This window comes from Candidatus Eremiobacterota bacterium, assembly GCA_031082125.1.
Lineage (GTDB): Bacteria > Vulcanimicrobiota > CADAWZ01 > CADAWZ01 > Ess09-12 > Ess09-12.
Map to the genome: position 1 here is coordinate 1 of JAVHLM010000027.1, position 19,981 is coordinate 19,981.

General features: G+C 55.2%; 20 protein-coding genes. 5 read left to right on the forward strand and 15 right to left on the reverse strand.

Going from position 1 to position 19,981, the window contains the following annotated elements:
- Positions 1–51: 51 nt before the first annotated feature.
- From RDV48_23870 to RDV48_23895, 6 genes are all read right to left on the reverse strand, one after another.
- Positions 52–384 carry an N-acetylmuramoyl-L-alanine amidase gene (locus tag RDV48_23870; protein MDQ7825861.1) on the reverse strand — a complete coding sequence of 111 codons (333 nt, stop codon included), beginning with the start codon at positions 382–384 and terminating at the stop codon, positions 52–54.
- Positions 385–411: 27 nt separating this feature from the next.
- Complete coding sequence (locus RDV48_23875; GenBank protein ID MDQ7825862.1) at positions 412–633, reverse strand: type II toxin-antitoxin system HicB family antitoxin; 222 nt, start codon at positions 631–633, stop codon at positions 412–414.
- A gap of 4 nt (positions 634–637) precedes the next feature.
- Positions 638–970, reverse strand: coding sequence for a type II toxin-antitoxin system HicA family toxin (locus RDV48_23880; protein ID MDQ7825863.1), 333 nt, complete (start codon positions 968–970; stop codon positions 638–640).
- A 100-nt stretch (positions 971–1,070) separates the two neighbouring features.
- Positions 1,071–1,157, reverse strand: coding sequence for a hypothetical protein (locus RDV48_23885; GenBank protein ID MDQ7825864.1), 87 nt, complete (start codon positions 1,155–1,157; stop codon positions 1,071–1,073).
- 81 nt (positions 1,158–1,238) lie between these two features.
- A complete protein-coding gene (gene msrB / locus RDV48_23890) occupies positions 1,239–2,258 on the reverse strand; it encodes a peptide-methionine (R)-S-oxide reductase MsrB (GenBank protein MDQ7825865.1) in 1,020 nt (339 codons plus the stop codon).
- 271 nt (positions 2,259–2,529) lie between these two features.
- Positions 2,530–2,883 carry a hypothetical protein gene (locus tag RDV48_23895; GenBank protein ID MDQ7825866.1) on the reverse strand — a complete coding sequence of 118 codons (354 nt, stop codon included), beginning with the start codon at positions 2,881–2,883 and terminating at the stop codon, positions 2,530–2,532.
- Between the two features lie 257 nt (positions 2,884–3,140).
- Here RDV48_23895 and RDV48_23900 point away from each other — a divergent pair, with 257 nt between their 5' ends.
- From RDV48_23900 to RDV48_23910, 3 genes are all read left to right on the forward strand, one after another.
- Positions 3,141–3,917 (forward strand): tetratricopeptide repeat protein, encoded by a 777-nt coding sequence (locus RDV48_23900; GenBank protein MDQ7825867.1) that lies wholly within the window; start codon positions 3,141–3,143, stop codon positions 3,915–3,917.
- Positions 3,918–4,007: 90 nt separating this feature from the next.
- Entirely contained in the window at positions 4,008–5,492 is a 1,485-nt protein-coding gene (locus RDV48_23905) for a macro domain-containing protein (protein ID MDQ7825868.1), read from the forward strand.
- A gap of 280 nt (positions 5,493–5,772) precedes the next feature.
- Entirely contained in the window at positions 5,773–6,174 is a 402-nt protein-coding gene (locus RDV48_23910) for a pyridoxamine 5'-phosphate oxidase family protein (protein ID MDQ7825869.1), read from the forward strand.
- Positions 6,175–6,421: 247 nt separating this feature from the next.
- Here the strand turns inward: RDV48_23910 and RDV48_23915 are convergent, their stop codons facing one another.
- The 7 genes from RDV48_23915 to RDV48_23945 all read right to left on the reverse strand — a co-directional run bounded on the left by RDV48_23915 (position 6,422) and on the right by RDV48_23945 (position 15,504).
- Positions 6,422–8,005: a hypothetical protein gene (locus RDV48_23915; protein ID MDQ7825870.1), complete on the reverse strand. Its 1,584-nt coding sequence runs from the start codon at positions 8,003–8,005 to the stop codon at positions 6,422–6,424.
- A gap of 28 nt (positions 8,006–8,033) precedes the next feature.
- The gene (locus RDV48_23920; GenBank protein ID MDQ7825871.1) at positions 8,034–9,248 is read right to left on the reverse strand and encodes a 4Fe-4S binding protein; all 1,215 of its coding nucleotides are present in this window, start codon (positions 9,246–9,248) and stop codon (positions 8,034–8,036) included.
- Positions 9,238–9,411 (reverse strand): hypothetical protein, encoded by a 174-nt coding sequence (locus RDV48_23925; protein MDQ7825872.1) that lies wholly within the window; start codon positions 9,409–9,411, stop codon positions 9,238–9,240. Before RDV48_23925 ends, RDV48_23920 begins: the two co-directional genes overlap by 11 nt.
- Positions 9,412–9,465: 54 nt before the next feature.
- Positions 9,466–9,837, reverse strand: a complete 372-nt coding sequence (locus RDV48_23930) for a type II toxin-antitoxin system VapC family toxin (protein MDQ7825873.1) — start codon at positions 9,835–9,837, stop codon at positions 9,466–9,468.
- Positions 9,834–10,040 (reverse strand): AbrB/MazE/SpoVT family DNA-binding domain-containing protein, encoded by a 207-nt coding sequence (locus tag RDV48_23935; GenBank protein MDQ7825874.1) that lies wholly within the window; start codon positions 10,038–10,040, stop codon positions 9,834–9,836. Before RDV48_23935 ends, RDV48_23930 begins: the two co-directional genes overlap by 4 nt.
- A 2,597-nt stretch (positions 10,041–12,637) precedes the next feature.
- On the reverse strand, positions 12,638–13,693 hold the full coding sequence (locus RDV48_23940; protein MDQ7825875.1) for a methyltransferase domain-containing protein: 1,056 nt from the start codon (positions 13,691–13,693) through the stop codon (positions 12,638–12,640).
- Between the two features lie 53 nt (positions 13,694–13,746).
- Positions 13,747–15,504: an ankyrin repeat domain-containing protein gene (locus tag RDV48_23945; protein MDQ7825876.1), complete on the reverse strand. Its 1,758-nt coding sequence runs from the start codon at positions 15,502–15,504 to the stop codon at positions 13,747–13,749.
- 362 nt (positions 15,505–15,866) lie between these two features.
- On the opposite strand from RDV48_23945, the gene RDV48_23950 reads away from it, so the two are divergent.
- Both RDV48_23950 and RDV48_23955 read left to right on the forward strand, forming a co-directional pair.
- A complete protein-coding gene (locus tag RDV48_23950; protein MDQ7825877.1) occupies positions 15,867–16,283 on the forward strand; it encodes a polymer-forming cytoskeletal protein in 417 nt (138 codons plus the stop codon).
- A 154-nt stretch (positions 16,284–16,437) separates the two neighbouring features.
- A complete protein-coding gene (locus tag RDV48_23955; GenBank protein ID MDQ7825878.1) occupies positions 16,438–16,722 on the forward strand; it encodes an ankyrin repeat domain-containing protein in 285 nt (94 codons plus the stop codon).
- 271 nt (positions 16,723–16,993) lie between these two features.
- Here the strand turns inward: RDV48_23955 and RDV48_23960 are convergent, their stop codons facing one another.
- Positions 16,994–18,118 carry a hypothetical protein gene (locus tag RDV48_23960; protein ID MDQ7825879.1) on the reverse strand — a complete coding sequence of 375 codons (1,125 nt, stop codon included), beginning with the start codon at positions 18,116–18,118 and terminating at the stop codon, positions 16,994–16,996.
- Positions 18,119–18,413: 295 nt separating this feature from the next.
- Positions 18,414–19,709 carry a C2 family cysteine protease gene (locus tag RDV48_23965; GenBank protein MDQ7825880.1) on the reverse strand — a complete coding sequence of 432 codons (1,296 nt, stop codon included), beginning with the start codon at positions 19,707–19,709 and terminating at the stop codon, positions 18,414–18,416.
- Between the last annotated feature and the right edge of the window lie 272 nt (positions 19,710–19,981).

Below are 19,981 nucleotides of genomic sequence, written 5' to 3' on the forward strand. Positions count from 1 at the left end.
ATTCTTTGCCTGCGGCAGGGAGGATTATCAGCAGAAGCTTTCTTCCGCCCATCAGGTACTGTCCACCTGGTGAGCGAGGACGGTCTTCGCGAGAAGCTTTGATGCCGCGCTTCCTTTTGAACAGTAATAGGTTTCTGTGCCGCCTGTTCCGGGATTATCCGAGGCATTCTGGTGGAGCGAGACAAAGACATCAGCTTTGCTCTCATTGGCCGCTTTGACACGGGCGCCGAGCTCTGTGGGACCCGAGACGGCATCCGTCAGGGAGGTATTGGTTTCCCTTGTCATGATGACCCTGGCGCCTTTGCTTTCGAGGTGCTGCTTCAGGTTCAGCTTCTCAAGGAATCTCGTCCGATAGGTGCTCACCGTCCTTACCGGGAGGTGCATGGCATCGGCCACTTCCTTCAAGGAGATTCAACTTGCAGCCTGGTAAATGATCGGGCGATAGCGGGGCGGCGGAATGGGCTTGTTATTCTCTCTCGCGGCGGTCAGCCAATTTTCCCTGGCGATGCGCAATTGCGCGAGTGCTTCTTCCGGAGTGGCCCCAAAAGCCGAACAATGAGAGAGATCAGGAATGTCTGCAATGTAGCCCCCATCTTCATCACTGTAAAAAATATTGATATGATAATCGCTCATATATTCACTCCTTCAAGGTAAGATTATAACGCTCCGCCAGGCTCAGGAACTGTCGGATCTGATAAGGTTTCGCTTCATTATCCACTTCTTGAAGGTTGATCTGCTCCGGGAGATCGGGATGAGAAAACACATGGTGACTTCCCGATACCCTTGACAGGGTGAAGCCAAAACCTTCAATGAGGCTCGAAAAGTCGGAAAAACGGACATTATTGAGAGAGCCCCGGACCAGACGATGTAAAAGGGCGCGCCTGTTTATACAACTACCTCCCTCGCTACCTTCTTTATCTATATCTATCATATCACAGATAATGACAACGGGCAATGAACCCTGGAGCATCTCTTCCCGGCGACAGGCAGAGATCTGCCAATATCCCGGCTCTGAGGTCGTGATAGAGGGTGGGTAGGTCTTCCAGGCAGGCGAGGTTATGCCCCTGTCACTACACCACAAGCTCCTCTTTTATGGCATAACAAGTTATCTCGGCCACTTCCTTCACCGTTTTGCCCGACGCGATGAGCTGAAGCACCTGGTGCTCCCTGTCAGAAAGCTTCCTGTAAAGCTTTTGTGGGAGGAATCATCAAGCTCGAAGGCGAGTTACAGGCTTTGATCACGGTGAGGGCTTCTTCTCGAAGAGCTCAATATACCGGCCGTACCCCTCTTTTTCCAGATCCTTCCTGGGGATGAACCTCAAAGCGGCGGAGTTCATGCAGTACCGCTGCCCCGTGGGGAGAGGCCCGTCGTCAAAGACGTGGCCCAGGTGGGAATCGGCCTTCCTGCTGCGCACTTCCGTCCTCTCAAGAAAAGAGCCCCTCTCCACTTTTTCCACGAGAGCGCCGCGGTCCAGGGGCTTCGTGAAGCTCGGCCATCCTGTCCCCGAGTCATACTTGTCGGTGGAGCTGAAAAGCGGCTCGCCTGAGATGAGGTCCACATATATCCCTTCCTCGTGGTTGTTCCAGTGTTCATTGTGGAAGGGCTGCTCGGTGCCGTTCTCCCTTGTCACGCGGTACTGCAGGGGAGTGAGCTTCTGCCTGAGGGCTTCATCTCCCGGAACCGGGGACTCCATCTTCTCTCCGGAAGGAGAAAGACCGGGGATCGGGCAGGACTTTCCTTTCCAGTGCTCCCTGATGAACTGCTCTCTTCCCGACGCTTCGCGGTAGAGCTTGTAGCGGAGGGGCTGCCTGCTGGTGTACTGCTGGTGGTATTCTTCTGCGGGGTAGAAGGGTGCCGCCTTCAGCAGCTCCGTCGCGACAGGCCTGCTGAAAATCCCTGATTTTTCAAGACCTTTCTTTGACTCTTCGGCACGCGTGCGCTGCTCCTCGCTGGCATAGAATATGGCTGTTCGGTACTGCGGCCCCCTGTCGGCGAACTGCCCCCCTCCGTCAGTGGGATCGATATGGCGCCAGAACTCATTGAGGAGCTCACCGTAGGAGATCCTCGAGGGATCATAGGTGATCTCCACCGCTTCGAAGTGGCCCGTCCTTCCCGATGAGACCTCCTCATAGGTGGGATTGGCGCCTGTCCCCCCTGTATAGCCGGAGACGACGCGCTCTACGCCGGGAAGGTCCTTGAATGCCGCTTCCATGCACCAGAAGCAGCCTCCTGCGAAAATGGCCTTGCTGCTGTTCATGGTCTTCACGTCCTTTGCTTTTGCATGATGCGATGGCGACCTTGAGAGAATGAGGAAAGCGGCGATGAATGCCAGAAGAAGAGCCGCTGCAGGAAGAATCAGCCTTTTCACCATGAGAATCACCTTCACTCATTCCCGGTGCTTACCCTGTTCTGGATGCTTGCGAGGGGAGAGAGATTCAAAGGGACGCCTGGCTTCTGCAGATCAGGCCGGTTCATTGCGGGAGCCACATGATAACCCAGGCGGGAGCCCCGCCGGGGGAAGCCCTCATTTACCGTGGTGGCACGTATGAAGAGCGTGTTCCCTCCTGCTGCACCCCCACAGAGGACTGCTGCCCTGTTTTCGAGGCATTATCCCCCTCAGGCCCTTTCGCCTTTTTCTTTTCGTCGGCCATTTCCCGGGCCTCCTCTGATAAGCCGGAGTTATCGATTGCAGGAGCCCATGTGGACCTCTGTTCCGGCGGAGCGGCATCACTCTGAGGCTGGTGGGCCGGTTTATTGCTGACTGCCCCCCCCATGGAAGGCTTCTGCGATAGATTCGTTTCACCGCCGGGCTTGTAAGTCTCCGTATTCTGCGGCCTGCCGTGAGATTTCTGTTCCATTCCCTTGAATGAAGAGATTTCCATAAATACACCTCTTTCTCTTGATTTCCGCAAGGCTGCGAAGGTGTCCCGTTTTTACCGGGACAGGACTCCCCGGTGAATGCCTCTTTCCCCCATAATCTGACGTTTCCCGCGGCATGCGGGTCCCCTGCCGGGCCTTCAACCATGATGACCTTCATCCAATGATCTAATTATCACTATTATATCCCAAGACCGCTGTCCATTTCAAGACACCCGCATTCACTCATCCCGTAGATGGGTGCACTTCCAAAAAGATACAGATGCACAATAAGGACTTTCCCCTCAGTGAGGAGGGGCATTATCCATTATTGCATGAAAACGGGAGTGCTCCCACCGGCTCCATACCTGTATCCTGGCGCAGGGCTCGGTGCCCCGCGGCACAGAAGGACACGGGGCTCCATGCTATACTCAGCATGGAGGTGCTCACCATGGCGGCTGTCGATCCCCTCTCCGGTTTTCACGGCGTAAGGCTCTCACCCGATGCGGTGATCGCGAAGTATCAGTGTCTTGACCTTCCCATGAGCCTGCTCTTCGGGAAAACAAGAAAGACGATGCCCTTGAAGCCTTCGGACGTCCTCTCCCTGGCGGAGGCCTACAGGGAAAAGAAGGAGTACCTCCTTGCCGAGGAGCTGCTCCGGGGTCTGGTGGACGGCAGGGAGCGAAGCAGCGCCCTCTTCTCTCTCGGCCTCTGCTGTCACGGCAGGGAGCGCCATGGTGAAGCGGCCCGCTGGTATGGCGAATACCTTGCGCAGTCACCCGGCGACAGTTTCCTGAAAGCGCTCGCCCAGGGGAACCTCGCCGATGCGTGCTGCGCCCTGGGCCTTTATGAGGAGGCCGAGCCGCTGTTCAGGGAGTCCCTCGCCGCATTGAAGGCAATGTTCAGCCAGGCCTACCCGAGCTGCCCTTATTACCACATGCTCAGAAACTATGCCGGGCTGCTTGAAAAAACGGGCCGGAAAGAGGAGGCGGCGCAGGTGCAGAGCGAAGCCGACGCCGAGGAGGAGCTCTTCTGGAATATCTGGGTCCGCTGCACTTAGCAACGGCACTATCCCGCACCCGGCATTGAGACTTACAGAGGAAGAAAACCACGAGGGAAGAAAAAGAAAAGGCGGGAGGTGCAGTGAAGAATGGAGATCGGCGATACCCCCTCCTTTGACAAGGTCACGAAAAGTGAGCAGTGCCTTTACCTGTCGCTTCTTAATCTTGGCCCGGATGCCGCGTGGACCCTGGACCTGCTGGAGGAAGCGATGGCCCTGAGCCCCGATCCCGACAGGGAGCTTGAGACTCTCTTCAATGAGGGCTGGCGCCATGAGCTTGTCGCCGGAACGGCGATGCTCCTCTGCGGCGCCACATCAGCCTCCCTCGAGTCCCTCTGGACCGCTTTTGACAGGGGAAGCTGGGTCTCGCCCCAGCTTTCAGTGATCGCTTCCGTGAGGGATCCCGGTTTCATAGACAAGGCGAGGCGCCGTCTGCTGACGCGGTGTCCCATTGAAAGGGGCGACAGGCATTCAATGGCACCGCTGGAAGCCTATGTGGTCCATGGGCCAGAAGGTGACAGGGAGCGATCACCCAAGAATTTCGGTGCCCTCTTTGAGCGTCTCTGGCAGCTTCCGGAAGAGCGTGAGTGGCTTCTGTCACGCTTTACCTGCGCCGACGTGCTCCGGGAGCTTTTCAAGAACAGAGATGGCGAGACCTATGCAAGGGAATGGGCACAGACAATGTCCACGCTGAGACCCCTAGTGAGCCCTCCCCGGGAAGAGGATATTCAGGAGCTTATGACACCGTGGATTACTCCCGAGGCCATAAGGGAGAGCAGAATACCTGAAGAGGTCTTCAGGTGCCTCCTGGAATACTATGACGCTCACCGGGTGGCTCTCAAGTGGCTTCTGAAAGGGAGGGAGAAGATAAAGCTCGAGCTGCAGCGCGATCTGAGCCTCCGCATCGGGAAGGAGCTCATCCCTGAGCCTTATGGCCTGAAGCTTTTTTCCCATCTCGCCGATTACCCGCCCAGGAGAGCGGCGAAGTTCAGGCAGGAAGGCCCCTCGCTCGCCATAGAGAGGCACGAGAGGATCACCCTGACAGGAGACCGCCTCCCTGGAGTCGATGCCGACCTTATCGCCTACGGCGCCAAGGATACAGGCGAAATGGGAGGCGGCGCCGCAAACGCCATCCTGGTGGCTGCCGGGGAAGAGGTACTGGATGCCCTGCGTGAAGGCCTGGCAAAAAGCGGCCGGGAGGTGGGCACCGCCGTCGTGACTGATTCTTTCAAGATCGCCGATAACTGCGGCCCCCAGTGGATCTCACACATAGTTTCAATCAAAAAGCACACTCCCCGGGGAGCCTGGTGCCCCGAGCCCGAGCGCCTGGCCGGCGGCGTGAGGAAGACAATGGAAGAGGCTGAGCGGCTCAATCTTTTCCGCGTGGCATTCGCCTCCCTCGGGACAGGGGAGGGGAGAGTGCCGCCGAAGACGGCCGCCCGGCTGATGATCGATACCGTGAGGCAGTATTTCTCTGAACACCCCGAAAACCTCTTGCAGGTGATGTTCTGCCTGCCCACAACGCGGGATTATGAAGCCTTCGAAAAACACCTGCACCAGGCCCGCCGGCACTGATTCCAGGCATTTATCACAAAAGTTGAATTCTTTCTGTTTACTGGCCTATGGTCCTGAGAAAATCTGCCAATCGCACAATTGGAATTCCCTCAAAGTCCTTTTTGAGCTGATTCAAACGCTTCGGCTGCTCTACCCGAAGGTCGCAAGAAGGCAGAGATATAGATATGCGCCCTGTGGAGCACCGAAGCAGGGGAGATAACGATCCCCCTGAATCCCCGGGGAATCTGCAGCATCATAATTCAGGTATGGGAAAAGATTTGACTAGAAAGGGGATATGACCATGACACTCAAGGATTACCTGAGCACCAAGAGAGGAATCGGTGTGCTTGCTACTGTGGATAAGGATGGAAAACCCGACCTTGCCTACTATGCCCAGCCATTCTATATGGGCGACGAGACAATCGCCTTCATCATGGCCGACCGTCTCACGCATAAAAATACGGGGGAGAACCCCCATGCCGCTTACCTTTTCTACGAAAGAGACGCTCATTTCAAGGGCCGGAGGTTCTTCCTCACGAAGCTCAAGGAAGAAACTGATAAAGACAAGATGTATGAGCTCATGAAAGAGAGAGACAGCAAGATGGCCGAGGAGTATAAAGAGGCCGCGAAATTCCTTGTCTATTTCCACGTGGACAAGGTCCTGGACATATTCGGCGACTGCAAGGACCAGGAGTGCTTCTAGGAGGGCATCCTTCCGCCACTCCCTTCTTCTTCCGGTCATTATCAGAGAATTGAAGAAGGCGCTTGACGAAGCGGCATGTCAAATACTGCGCCGGATCTTCCACGCAATAGTCGACAGGTGGCCCGAAAGAAAGGGGACCTCTTCATAAAGGGGCTCACGAAGCTTTTGTTTCATCACTTCATATGGATGAGGTTGAAAGAACTGAGCATCCTCTTCTTCGTTACCGGCTTGGGGGTGTGGTGCTTCTTTACGGGGCGGCAGCGGCTGGATAAATAATGATTTTATTGTTCTCCTTTGCCCACTTCAATGAGCTGGCGAGGATGCTGAAGCCGTCATAGCTCAATTCGATCTTTCCCTTCAGAACAAAGGAAGAATTCCCGTTGCCGCAGGGTTTCCCCTCATTGACTATTCTTACCTGCGCGGGAAAATCCGGGGGGAGGACAATCGTGCATCGTCTTTTCTCCGGCTCATAAAGCGTGGGGATATCCCTTATCCGCATCCGGAAGGTTCCGCCTTTTTCGAGAAGCTGGATGCCTGATTTTATAAGGAAAATTCCCTCCCTCAGCCTCACCAGGTCTGTTGAAATAAACATCTCGCTCAATCCTGAAGGTGCTGCTGAAAGGTCCACGACGACTCTCGCGCCGGGTTTTTTCAGGAATTCCTCATAGGTGCCTTCCCGCTCTTTCCACACCCGTGAGCAGAAGGTCTCTTGTTTTTCAAGGATATCCTGAAAATCGTATCTCTGCTTTATGGAGGCTGTGTCATAGGTCGCGGCGCCGTAATCGAGCTTCTTTCCCACAGATTTTGCCAGGAGCTCATCAAGCCAGACTCCATCTTTCCATATCTCCTCCTTCCACTGGAGCGCAAGCCTGTCCAGGGCCAATCCCTCGGCCAGCCCGAGCTGATAGGAGGGGAGAGAGAGGTTCCCCCTGTCCCCTTCAGAGACAAAACGAAGGGACTGGAGAAGATAATTTCTCACTTCGGGACACCGGTATCCATGAAATTCCCTCGATTCCCTGATGGCGGGTCTATACCCGTTGCCGGTCTTCTCCGTAATTCGATATCCGACATACGTGGCCAATCCCTCCGTATACTCAGCTTTATTTTCCATCTCCATGTCCCCGGGAGTGAGTCTGGATCGCCTCTCCGACCGTATCAGAAGGAACTCTTCGATGCGCTTCCTGAAGCGGGAGGGTGTGGAAAGCGCTTCATAGAGCAGCTTCCCCTCAAGATCCTTCATAGCATTGTTCCAGGGGGAGAACTCAGGATAATTGTTGCACACGGGATAAAACATCTTCCGGATGTTCCTGGTCATCTGCCAGCCGTGAAATGCTTCGTGGATGAAGATGGGAATCATGAAATCAATCGTCACTTCTGTCTTTAGCTTCTGTATCTCCCGGAGCTTCTGATAAAATATCGGATAAAGCTGATACGCAGGAACGGCCAGGATTTGTGTGCCTTCCAGGGGCATACTCATTGCGGCTAAGCCCGGAATGAGCGGTCTGTCGGTGAGGTAGAGCGGCTCTGTCCATCCAGGGAGGGTGAGAGGCGCAAACTCCTTCGGAGGCGAGGGATGACCGATCAGGAGCTCGGAGCTTCTGCCATGCAGCAGGATGGGAACGTGAGAAAAGTCGAAGCCCGGCCATATCTCCGGCGTCATACTTCCCAGGTTCCTGGCCTCCCTGACGATTTCCAGGTCCATTGGTGAGAAATCACTGAGTATCCCCCTGCCGGGGACCTGCTCAGCTCCGAATGCCTGGCAGGCGGATATGGTCAGGGCTGTCGCAACCACAATGGCCAGAAGCACCCATAGCCTGATGGCTTCTCTCATAGCACCTCACCAGCTCTCTCTTCTTAAATTAAGAGGAATCTGCATTTCGGCTGCCCCCGGCCTCCGCAACGTCCGTTTTAAATTTACCTTCAGGCGGCACCATCCGTTTTCCTGATTTCAGACTGATGGAATGGGTGGGACAAACTCCGATACAGGTCGCGCAGGAAAAACAGTCCGGTATTGTTCGTTCACGCTTCAGAATTGCCTCCATGACAGAAGACGGGCACGCTTTCGCGCATGCTTCGCAGGCGATACAGGTGTCGTAGTCGACGTGTATCTTGAATATGCTTATCTTCTCAACAAGCCAGCCCACAAGACCAAAGGGGCAGAAGAGATGACACCATGGCCGGTATATGAAGAGCCCGGCGATAAGTATCGCTCCGATAAATATCCAGCCATGGAAAGCGACAACAGAGGGTTTATAAATTTTAAAAGGATCGACAGCGCCTATAATATCAAAACCCCACGCGAAGGCGCCAATGGCAAGTGCGCAAAATGTGGCGATACGAATTGTGTTAGTCACCACAAAAGGAAGTTTTATTTGAAAAAATAGGCCTGTCCTGTCGTTGTCTTTCCGGTTTAAACGAAAAACAGCATCCTGAAGAGTGCCGAACTGGCATCCCCAGGAGCAGATGAATTTATTGGCGAGAAAAACCGTAACAAGGAAGAGTGAAAGGGCAATCAAGCGGGGAGGAAAAATAACCCCCTTCGTCCCCAAAAGAACAACGGCATCCTTCACGGTACCCATGGGGCTTGGGTCTGAGCCAAGAATGACTCCGAAAACCGCGACAGCGACAAAGTAGAAAATTCTCCGAATCTTCGGTGTAATTAAACCCTTGCGCATAAACACAAAAACCATTGTTAAAAAACCGAACCAGAGAGCAAACTTGATGGGTATAAGCACCCAGTTCTTTGATTCAAATTCTTCGTGTAAAGCACCTTCTCTTGTTATCTTTGAAAGTACCTCTTCTTTCGGTATACCTGTCGCCCCAATGGTTTTTTGAAGATCCTCTTTCACGGTAATACCGAAGACCTCCTTGAGGACCTCTTTCGACAACCCGTTAACCTTGCCGAATTCTTCAATGGTCATGCTTTCCATTATGGAGAGTGGTTTCTGCTCTTTCATCTCTTCCGTTTTCCCGCCCATGAGCCGCGCAGATAAAGAAGAAAGAAAGACCACCGCAAAGACGATTACCAGAAAGAAAACTGCCGCTTTTACTCCATCAGGTTTTTCAATCATCATAATTCCACCTCCAGGGGGAGGGCAGGCAATGCCCGTAATACAGTATTCTATTAACCTCTTCAGGCTTCCCCCGGTTTACTGCCTGTTTTCCCCAGCAGCGCCGCCACTTCTCCCGAAGCCCCGACTCATCGTAGATATTGAGAGGGGCCTGCCTGTCTCTCATGAAATCGTATCCTGCAATTATCAAGAACCGCCGATCTGCTATGATGGCGATGATCTATTTCGGGACGTATATCACCCTGTCCAGAGCGGCAAAGTGCTCGTCAGAAGTAATGAGAGTGCAGTTTTTTTCAATGGTCGTGGCGTACACAATGGCGTCTGCCATGGGAAGAGAATGTCTTACGCTGAAATCTGCGGCGAGCAGCGCCAGGTTGCTGTCCAGAGGCACGGTGCGGGTTTTCATTAACTGGCTTATGGCAATCAATGCATTCTCCTCGCCTTTTTCCTTTTTGACTTTCTTGTATACTTCATAAAGAATAATCGTTGGCGTATAGATCGTGGAGAGATCATCAAGATACTCCTCGTACTCATCTGCATGAGGCCCGGCAATAAAGTATTCAATCCATCCGGTGGAATCAATTACCCTCATATTCGTTCTGCCTCTTCCCGGAGATTGTGGCTATCCATGCCCCTGAGAAAGCCTCGCAGCTCTTTTAGCGGTCTTTCAGGCACCAAGGTAATTACTTTTCCTTTCACAAAAATCTGAAATTTCTCTCCTTTTTTAATATTAAGAGCCTTTCTTATCTCTTTGGGGATTAAAATCTGATATTTGGGCGAAATTACTATATCCATTATATTGTTGTGCTCCTTTTGATAATATTATATCAGAATTATATATAATGTCAACGATATTGCTATCGATAAGCATTGTGGAGGATAGAAGCTTAGATCCCGGCGCCCCCCGGCCTCCGCGGATAGTATACAGGAAATTTCGGGAAGAGGTGCGTCAGTAAACCGGAAAGTCGTCGATAAAGGAGATTATTTTCATCGAGCCTCCGCAGGCACGGCACAAAAGCGGGTCTGCGCCTGAGGGTTCTGCCGCAGCTCATGGGATGGCGAGGGTCCCGGCAGCCTGCAGGGCTTGAATACCAGCCCTGAGAGTCTGGACATTTCATGCATTTCCTTTTATAATAAAATGGCACTATCCTGTGCAGGAAAGGCAGGTCTCCATGAAGGGAACTACGGTTATTCCAGGCTTCTCCGTTCAGCTTTCAGTGCTTCTGCTCTGCCTCTATACAGCGAGCCTCCTCGCGGGAGGCTGCGCAGGAGGCGGAGGCGCTGCGGGCGGGGGCTTTTCCGGCGGAAGCCCGGGGAAAGCGAAGGTTGTCATCACCCTCCCCTTCCCTCGGAATGGCGCCGAGGGCATCGTGAAGCTCTCGGGAGGCATCGCAGGGGGGAAGGACGAGCTTCTCCTCCGCGAGATCCCCGCCGGCACCGCTTACTTTGCCATCTACCTCTATGAGCGCGGCACCACCGATAACGCCGTGCCGCCGGTGCGCGTCGACAGGCCCGCCGCGGGGGACTCGGCGACGGCCACGATAGAAAATGTGCCCATTGGCTGGAAGACCATAAGGATTCTCGCAAGCAACGCGGCAGATGAGGCATTGGCCGAGTCCACCTTCGACGTGAACGTGGTGGCCGGCGACAATCCCGAGGTGACGATGGTCCTCACCCCTACCATGTCGCCTCTTCCCTCACCCTCGCCGATGCCCACGCCGACGCTCTCTCCTTCTCCGGTCCCTTCGGAATCACCCCAGCCTTCACCCCAGCCCTCCGTTTCTCCGACCGCGCCGCCGGGGCCGGGCCCGGGCCCGTCACCATCGCCTTCCCCCACCTATCAATGGAAACAGGTCAACCCCGCCTCGAGGGGAAATACCCTGAACGCCATTTGGTGCAGTGATTCATCAACCGGCTTCGCGGCGGGCGAAAACGGCGTCGTGCTGAAGCTCTCCGGGGGCATCTGGTCGGACAATACCCCGTCGCCCGGTCTCGGCACTATCAACGGCATATGGGGCTACAGCACCGGTCCCTCCTCCCAGCACCTGGTGCTGGTGGGAAACGGAGGCAAAATCACCTACTCGAGCGATCAGCAGAGCTGGCTCTCCGTCAACGAGGGCACCTCAGATCTCAATGACGTATGGGGCGCCGATTCAGAGAATGTATTCGTGGCGGGAAACAGTGGCACATTTCTGCAAGGGGACGGCGCCGCCTCCTGGTCCCCGGTCGGCGCATTTTCCGTTGATCTTCATGGAGTAGCCGGCACTTCATCGAGTAATTACTACGTGGCAGGTGCAAGCGGCGCATCGGGCGCCACCATCGCCCACTATACAGGGTCATGGGCCACAGGGCAGATAGGAAGTGTCGGCGATATTCTTTATGATGTGTGGGCAGCCAGCGGGACCCAAGCCTGGGCCTGCGGGACTCTCAATTCAAGCGGCCCGAAAAATATCGCCTATACCAGCGACGGTGGAACTACGTGGGATACCGTCTTTGGGTCGGGGATCGGAACGCCAAAAAGCATCTTTGGAAGCAGCGCCATTAATATCTACGCAGGCTTTATAGGGTCGACCGGCTCTGTCTGCCATGATACCGGGGGCAATACATGGAGCGACTCAAGCCTTTTTGATAAAGGCATCCTTGACGTCTGGACAGACGGAACCACCAGCTATGCCGTAGGTGAAGACGGCATAATAGTGAAAAAGGGAGCGGGCTCCTGGGATTCCATGGGGGGAGGGGCAATAGCCCCCCTCTACGGCGTGTGCGGCTACGGCTCCGATGTGATTGCCGTGGGCACCAATGCGAAGCTCTCAAAAAGCACCTTCTGGGGCCAGATGTCTTCATCAGGCAGCACGTTCTGGGGCAAAGGGGTATGGGGAGGCCCCGGCAGCCTCGCCTATGCGGCAGGAACTGACGGGAGCGGCAGCTGCGTGGTGCAGAAATACGATGGAAGCTCCTGGGCAGATGATTATTCCCTTGCAGGAGGAGCGGGGTCAAGTTTTTACGCGGTATGGGCAAGAAGCGCGTCGGAGATCTTTGCGGCGGGAAGAACCCAGACAAGCGGGGGAGTAATTGCGAAAGGGGATGGCACCGGGTGGACTTACGCCGATGTGGGGACCACGAACACGGTCTTTTACGGGATATGGGGCGATCCGTCAACGGGCCCGGTCTATGCCGTGGGCACTCCCGACGGGTCAAACGGGGTCATCTATAAATACAACGGCTCCGTATGGAACCTGGACTGGACTACGGATGCCACCCTGCGGGGCATCTGGGGCACGAGCGGCAGCGATATCTACGCCGTGGGAGGAAACAAGGTCATCCATTTCGGCACCGCGTGGACCGAGACCACCGTCTCCGGGGCGAACTTCCTGGGTATCTGGGGCACCTCCTCATCCAACATCTTTGCCCTTTCGGCCGACGGAACAGTCTATCACTTCAACGGGAGCTCCTGGTCGGGCACTTCTCTCGGGGGTATCCTTTATTACGGGATAGGAGGCTCCTCCTCGGGCACCGTCTATGTGGTGGGAGCGGGGGGCGTGATCATGCAGTACGGCCCCTGATGAAGGTTCCTGCCGCCCGGCGCCTTTTTTCCGCCTCCCCGTGACCCCCACTAAAGACAGCCAGCGGCCGCCGTCGGCTTCCAGGTTGGGGACCTCGGAAGGGAACAATAGCGTACCGGCTTCATCACAGGCGTTTTCATACTGAATCCAGTCTTTGACCGCGTCTTTGAGATGGTCGGCTTTTACCTCCTCGATACAGCTCATTCTGCTCCAGTGCCTTTGCCACCAGGCGGGAGTGTGGAAGCACCAGCACTCGTCTACCCAGAAGGGCGCCCCGGTGGCTTTTACCCTCATAAAGTGCTCCGGCGGCTCACCGGTTATCTCTTTCTTCAGCCCCGGTGCTACGATGCCGATCTCCCCGCCCGGTTTCAGGAATTTGATGAAGTAGGGCAGGTACATCTCATCCGTGCCGTAGTACTGGTAAGAATCCAGGCTGACGATGGCATCGAAGAAGTCCCCGGCGTAAGGGAGTTCATGCGCTTCCGCGTGGATGGGGAACACCTGTTTTTCCATACCCGTTTCCTTGACGCGTTGCCAATTCTCCGTAGCCGTGACCCAGAGATCGTTGGCCCAGACTTGCACCCCGAATTCCCTGGCTAAAAAGATCGAGCTTAAGGCCTTGCCGCAACCCATATCCAGCACACGCATGCCGGGCTTGAGCTCCATCCGTCCGGTCAGCCATTCCGTCAGCCAGAGAACGTTGGGCCCCATCCAGCCCTTCAGTACCCACGCCGGGTCGTATCTGGCGGAGCGGGGATATTTTTCGTTCTTAAGGAGCTCTTTCATTCTCTTTTGAGATATTTTGTTGATCGTATTTTTGCGTAATAATTCGCTTCTTTCTTTTTCGGTTATAGCAGTCATGATTATTCTCCTTTCAAAGTTCATTTTTCCAGTTGACTATCTGATGGGAAGGGCGGCCGCTCACCCGGGGAGAGGAGTTACCTTGCCTTCAGCTCCTTTGCGTCTTTCCCACCGTATTTCTGCAGAAGTTTGATTATTTCATCATATTTTCCGGCGTCAAAATCATGGAGATGACTGACATAACGTCGAGTGGCGATGTCAAGAACAGTCTTGGCGGTGGCGGCGCCGAGAAAGGTATAAACAGTGTTCACCTCCGCTCCCTTCTGCAGCAGGAGCTCAATGACATCCTTATGGCCTTCCTCAACGGCAAATCGAAGCGGGGTCATCGTCTCATTTCTTATATCGACGCTCTCTTTCATGTCTGCGCCCTTTTCCAGAAGCAGCCGAACCACATCGGCATGACCTTCCCTGGAAGCATAATGGAGAGGCTTCATGCCTGTAGAAGAGTCTTTGGCGTTGATATCTGCGCCGCTCATAATCAGCAGTTCTGAAACTTCCCCGGTGCCGTGCAGGGCTGATATTATAAGGGGTGTGGAGCCCGCACTATCCCGGGCTTCTATATCGGCCCCCTGTTTAATGAGGCTTTTCGCGATTTTCACGTTGCCCCTCAGGGCGGCATAATGAAGGGGAAGCCAGCCGTCAAGCGTGGGAAACTGTTTGGCGCCTTTTTCGAGCAGGTAGTCTGCAAGTGCGTTTCTGCGGTAATAGATCGCATGACTGAGGGGGCTCATTGCAAAGATGTCAGATATGTCCATACGGGCTCCCCTGTCGGCAAGACATTGCGCAATTTCCCTTGAGGGGGCATAATACAGAGGTGTGCGCCACAATTCATCAATTGAGTTCACGTCCTTTCCATTCTTCAGCAATTCTTTCACATTCTTGATGGTGCCGCTTTTCACCGCCAGGTGAAGGGGCGTGGTTTTTTTCTCCAGATTATCGAACAGTATCGCGATACCCGCAAGCGCTGCTTCACTGGGGTTGAGACTTTTCAGCTTCACTCCATGCTCTTTGTAAGTCGGCAGATCAAGGGCAGCGCCCAGTTGAATGTAAGGCCGATAGTAACTGAAGACACGATCACTTGAGATAATGTGGTTAAGAATGGTCTTGCCCTTTTTATTCATGATGAGGGGATCGGCACCCCGCATGATCAGAAATCTGGGAAAAGGCTCGAGAAAGCTGGTAATGTGCAGAAGAGTGTCGCCATTGTTGTTCCTTGCGTTAATGTCAGCCTTGTGAGCAATCATCCATTCTATAATGGGGCCGGCGGAGCTCACCTCATAGTTTTTGTAATAAGAGTGAAGCGGGGTATTCCCTTCTGAATCCCTCGCGTTGATATTCGCCCCGCTCGCAATGAGGATCTTCATGATATCTATTGTCTTCAAGCCAAAGTGAGACCTGTGCAGCGGGGTTCTGCCATTACTGTTACCGGCATTGACATCGGCGCCCTTTGAGATAAGGAGCTTGATGGTGCTCTCAATATATGAATATTCATATCCACTCTCAATCACATCGAGCAGCGGTGTAGTTCCGCGCTCCCCTTTTTCATTTATCCTTGCCCCTTTCGAAATCAAGAATTCCGCTATCTTTTCCCGGCCATTCATCAGAGCATGTTGAAGAGGCGTGCGCTGCAATCGGTCCTTGCAATTGACCAGCCGGGGGTCAGCCATGACAAGCTCTTTCACCCTGTCCAGATTTGAGTCATTGATGGCCCGCCGGAGCTGATCAAAATCTTCCGGGCTCACGTCACCGGTTTTACCTCCGGCATTCTGTGCCGCCAATGGAAGCGCGGCAGCCAGGATAAAGACAAGCAGGAAAAGAAGAGTGATTGTTTTCATTGAAGCCACCTCTCTTGCAGCTATTGTGCCACCAATCTGGTGCAGATCGGCATATGAGCGTGCAGGGCGATTGCCAGAAACAGCACTTTCTTGAGAGTTGCTGCGTGTTATGCGTGGAGAGGTGCTTCATTGATTACCGCTTTTTTTGGCAAAAAGAAAAGTTCGCGCCTTCACGATGAATTCCTTCAAGGTGCAGCCCCGGAAAAGAGGGATTTTCCGGGATTGCAGGAGCCGTGGCTCGCCCTCCTCCATCTCCATTCCACCGGAGGCCCCTTCAAGTGGCTGAAGAATACGTGAAAAAGGGCCCGGGGCCCCCCGCGTTGAAGCTTTTCAGGGACAAGGACAGAAAAGGAGGAGAGACCATGAAAAAGAGAGCCCTTATCATTATCTTTGCAGCAGCGCTGCTCCTCGCGGCGGTGATGCCGGCGGCAGCCGGCGAGATCACCATACGCAGGGGGGGAAGCCTCTGGGCCACCGTGGAATCGGGGGGCACCATCCGCATCAACGGCTCCATCGTCGGTGAGATTGAGTCCGGCGGCACCGTGAGGAAGAACGGCTCCATCGTCGGTGAGATTGAGTCCGGCGGCACCATCAGGAAGAACGGCAGCATCTACGGGGAAATCGAGTCAAGCGGCACGCTCCGCGTCAACGGCTCAATCGTCGGTGAGATCGAGTCCGGCGGCACCATCAGGAAGAACGGCTCCATCTGGGGCTCGGCAACTCCCTGCGATCTTTTCAGGGTGACGGCGGTCCTGATCTTTTTCTCCGGCGACTTCTGAAGAGAGAGGGCTCCAGGGGGCAGAGCCGGCTCCATTTCTGCAAGCGAGGACTGCTGCTATGGCGAATTATGGTAAATATCTGACAGCATTTTTCGGGGTTCTGGTGGCGGGATCCCTCCTGTTCTTTTTTTGCGGCTGCGGGGGAAGGAGCGACATGAAGAAGCTCTGCGCGGCGCTGCAGAACAGGGACGCCTCATCGGCCGAAAAGCTCGTGAAAAGAAATCCCCGCCTGCTGGGGGCCGAGGTTGACACGCTCGGCGACACCCCCCTTCAAAGAGCGGTGTGGGCGGAGCACCCCGGGACCGTCAGGCTCCTTCTCTCAAAGGGCGCGCAGGTCAACAGCAGGGACAGGAGCGGCCAGCCCCCTCTCTACTATGCGAAAAAATACAGGCCGGGGAATATCGTGGAGCTTCTGGAGCGCCACGGGGCGAAAGAGTGAGGGCGCCCTTCCCCGCGTCAATGATGAAGCTGGTTCCCGAAGGGGTGACAGGTCGGTCATCCTCCCGCACTGCGGCTTCTGAATGGGGGCGGGTCCTTGCAGGAGCCCCGTCTGCCAGCTATCCTCAATCTGAGTAGAGATCTTACCGCACGGACCATCAATCATCATATCATAGAACCGGGAAAGAAACTCGTAGTGGGATATGCACTGAGTCCAAGGGCAGCCGTAACGACTGCCCTCTTGGGGTGCCGGCAGAACTCTGAAGGACCTGCTATTTCAGGTTCTTCTCAAGCCATTGGGCCACATCCTGCGAAGTAGCGAGTGAGCCGTCCTGTATCTTCTGTTCCAGCGCATATCCGTATGCAGTCAATGCAAGATCCTGGTGGCTGTTCCCTCTGCGTGGATTATCTGCAGGCCAGGGCTCGTGCGTATAGGGAAGATCGGTGAGAATCTTGGCCACTGAGTCCTTCACGCCCTTCCTGTCACCGGCCTTTGCACTCTCGATGGCCGATTCGAAGCTGCCCACGTCGGCATGGCTGGCCTGCCACGTCTGCACGACGTTGTTCCATGACCCGCCTTCATGGTCGCCGGACTTCTCATGGCCTATGGCTGCTCTCTGATATCCATAATAAGCAGGCCCGCTCGTGGACGCGCAGTCAACGGCAGTGAGGAAATGTCCCACCTGGTTGTTGGAGAGCTCAGGGTTCTTCAGGAGCTTCCCGTCCTGAAAATCAGGATTGAATCCGCTGTCATCGAACTTCTGCGCGAAATGCAGGCTGCTGCTGCCGTTTCTCGTTGAATCCAGCACATGCTGCATGCGTTCCTTGGCAGTCTTTCCTGGAAGTGAGGGATCCTTGAACATGGAGATGAGCTTGTCCAGGGATGTTTCCTTTTTGCTCTCCTTAGGTGGTGAAACGGGCTCTGCCGCATGCGCAGGAGCGGGCTTGCCGGCAGTGCCGTCTGCGGCAGCCGGGCCTGCGTTGCTGCTTTCCCCCGCTGATTTCGTGTCCTTGTCATTCAGGCTCTTCAGCTTGTCATTGAACCAGGCGAGTGCTTCATCACTGCCCTTTTCATCTGTCCTGCCGGAGTCCTGAGGAGCCGCACCCTTCCCGGAGTCGGCATTCTTCCCGGCATTCGGAGAAGGCTTCTTTTCGTCAGCCTTTCCCGTGAGGTCTTCTCTCGACTCTGTCGAGATGGTTGCCCTGTCCTCGGGGTTCGTGACCCTGTTCTGTATGCTCTCAGAGGCACCGTCATCTCTTCCCTCCGTCCCGGACGGGTCCATGCCCGGTGCGGATGGTGACGGAGTCGCTGATGCCTGGCCTGAGTCACTGGCCGACGGCTGAGGAGCAGAACTCTGTACGCTGTCGATGCTGCCTATGCTGAAATCATCTGACATGCTTTCCCCCCTGAAGCTGCATGAAAATACCGTATTTATATTATATACCGACATCTGAGATATTTGACTAGTACGAAAGAGGGACAGACCCCGATTTTTTTTGCCAGGGTCTTACTCCCCGCACTACCCCCGCCAACAGGGAAATAGTGGAGAAGTTCATGTCAGCCGGTGCCGGCTCCGGTTGCTGCAGAGACAGCCCCTTCACGCTGATTCCGGAGCTTCCGGGAAGAGTCCCGCCCTTCATAGTATACCACTAATACCACGGAGCAATCAAACTTCCTGAGCAGCCCCACGCTTAAGACCCCTCGTCATACCCGATGGCAGTGAAGTTGGCATAGAAGTCCTCCATGGAGATCTCGAAGATGCCGTCGTTGCTGCCGTCCTGCGCCTGTCCCCCCGCGTTCGTGGGCTCTCCGCCGAAGCCCCAGGGGTTCCTGAACCTGATCCTGTTGGTATCGGCATTGTGCCCGGTGATTGCGTAGGCGTGATTTCCCGCAATTCCCCTGAGGGAGGGATTTCTCACTGTTGCCGCGGTGATGACCCTCCCGTTCTGCAGGGCCTCCTGCAGCTTGTTCCTGGTGGTGCCGTACCTGGTGCACCAGAGCCAGTCCACGTCAACGCCGTGGCCTGTCACCGCTCCAAGCCCCGTCCTTATGAGCCCGCCACCGTCGGCGGCCTCGGCGGGGATGGTGCTCGTCGAGAACCATGCGCCGTTGTTGATGGTCTGGCCGTAAGCTTTTTCGATGATGGCGAGCCACAGCCCGTCAGCCCCCGCGCAGGCGTAAATGGCTATCTCGGCGTCGGTGGGCGTGCTCACCGTGGCGGGATCCCGCCCCGGCAGGCGCACGGTGTAAGTCCCGTTCCCGTTGTCGGTGATCATGTTCCTCACCGCCTGGGGGTTGTTCCGGCACAGCCCATAGAGGGGCGCGATGAAGTAGCAGTCACCCAGGTACCCCTGCTGGATCGCCTCGGGATTGGGAGCGCCGTTGGCGAAGACCTGCCTGGACTGCCCGGCGATCTGGGCCCTCATTGAGCTGAAGCGCCCGTTGATGCTCGATGTGGTATCGTCATTCGGGCTGTTCTGGTTCCTGTGCTCATACACACTGAGGTCGTTGAGGCTCACTCCGCCTTCAACGAATGTCCCGTCGGGGTAGAGGCTCCTGATCTTGTCATAGAGCGTATAGAGCGTGGAGAGGGCAGCAGCATTGTCGCCCCTGTTCGATGAGCTGACAATTGCATTCTGAAGCTCCTCCCTGGAGAGGGAGCCGTCATGGTTTGTATCCCACTGAGCGAAATTGCTCCTTGCTGTCTGAGAGAAGGTCGTTGGCGGGGCACCGGTGGGCGGTGGCGGAGTCGCCGAGGCTCCCTGGGGAGCAAGGAGCCCTGCCCTTGGCATGGTGGTGAGCCTTTCGATATGGGAAAGCACAGAGTTGTTAAAGCTGTTCGCCTGGAATGCCGCCACGGGATCAAAGGCGGCGCCCTGAAGGCCCGCTGACGGCCTGGGTGCCTCGCCGCGGGAGCCCTGCGGCGGTGAGTGAAGAGGAGCTTGAGTGAAATTTCCCGGGACCTGGGTGACGGTGCTCTCTGTCATCGCTGCCTCCTATGTAATCACTTTTTATTGTTTACATAATTTACTGTTAATTTAAGTATAAGGGATCATGGGGAGGAAAGCAATTAACGAAATATTGCCGGAATGTTAAGAAATTGTTAAAACCGGGGAAGGCCTCCTGCTGGAAAGAGCCTTTTGCGGGCACCTGGTCATCACATGGATCATGGTTTCCCCGGTATTTTCGTCACACCGGTCACCCCTGGGCGCTTCTCGGCAAAGCTCTCCGGCTGTCCCACAGGCTGGAGATTCATGGG

Coding starts and splice junctions, on each gene's coding strand:
- RDV48_23870 (MDQ7825861.1), bottom strand. CDS start 384: ATGCACCTCCCGGTAAGGACGGTGAGCACCTATCGGACGAGATTCCTT.
- RDV48_23875 (MDQ7825862.1), bottom strand. CDS start 633: ATGAGCGATTATCATATCAATATTTTTTACAGTGATGAAGATGGGGGC.
- RDV48_23880 (MDQ7825863.1), bottom strand. CDS start 970: ATGCTCCAGGGTTCATTGCCCGTTGTCATTATCTGTGATATGATAGAT.
- msrB (MDQ7825865.1), bottom strand. CDS start 2,258: ATGAACAGCAGCAAGGCCATTTTCGCAGGAGGCTGCTTCTGGTGCATG.
- RDV48_23895 (MDQ7825866.1), bottom strand. CDS start 2,883: ATGGAAATCTCTTCATTCAAGGGAATGGAACAGAAATCTCACGGCAGG.
- RDV48_23900 (MDQ7825867.1), top strand. CDS start 3,141: ATGCACAATAAGGACTTTCCCCTCAGTGAGGAGGGGCATTATCCATTA.
- RDV48_23905 (MDQ7825868.1), top strand. CDS start 4,008: ATGGAGATCGGCGATACCCCCTCCTTTGACAAGGTCACGAAAAGTGAG.
- RDV48_23910 (MDQ7825869.1), top strand. CDS start 5,773: ATGACACTCAAGGATTACCTGAGCACCAAGAGAGGAATCGGTGTGCTT.
- RDV48_23915 (MDQ7825870.1), bottom strand. CDS start 8,005: ATGAGAGAAGCCATCAGGCTATGGGTGCTTCTGGCCATTGTGGTTGCG.
- RDV48_23920 (MDQ7825871.1), bottom strand. CDS start 9,248: ATGATGATTGAAAAACCTGATGGAGTAAAAGCGGCAGTTTTCTTTCTG.
- RDV48_23925 (MDQ7825872.1), bottom strand. CDS start 9,411: ATGAGAGACAGGCAGGCCCCTCTCAATATCTACGATGAGTCGGGGCTT.
- RDV48_23930 (MDQ7825873.1), bottom strand. CDS start 9,837: ATGAGGGTAATTGATTCCACCGGATGGATTGAATACTTTATTGCCGGG.
- RDV48_23935 (MDQ7825874.1), bottom strand. CDS start 10,040: ATGGATATAGTAATTTCGCCCAAATATCAGATTTTAATCCCCAAAGAG.
- RDV48_23940 (MDQ7825875.1), bottom strand. CDS start 13,693: ATGAACTTTGAAAGGAGAATAATCATGACTGCTATAACCGAAAAAGAA.
- RDV48_23945 (MDQ7825876.1), bottom strand. CDS start 15,504: ATGAAAACAATCACTCTTCTTTTCCTGCTTGTCTTTATCCTGGCTGCC.
- RDV48_23950 (MDQ7825877.1), top strand. CDS start 15,867: ATGAAAAAGAGAGCCCTTATCATTATCTTTGCAGCAGCGCTGCTCCTC.
- RDV48_23955 (MDQ7825878.1), top strand. CDS start 16,438: ATGAAGAAGCTCTGCGCGGCGCTGCAGAACAGGGACGCCTCATCGGCC.
- RDV48_23960 (MDQ7825879.1), bottom strand. CDS start 18,118: ATGTCAGATGATTTCAGCATAGGCAGCATCGACAGCGTACAGAGTTCT.
- RDV48_23965 (MDQ7825880.1), bottom strand. CDS start 19,709: ATGACAGAGAGCACCGTCACCCAGGTCCCGGGAAATTTCACTCAAGCT.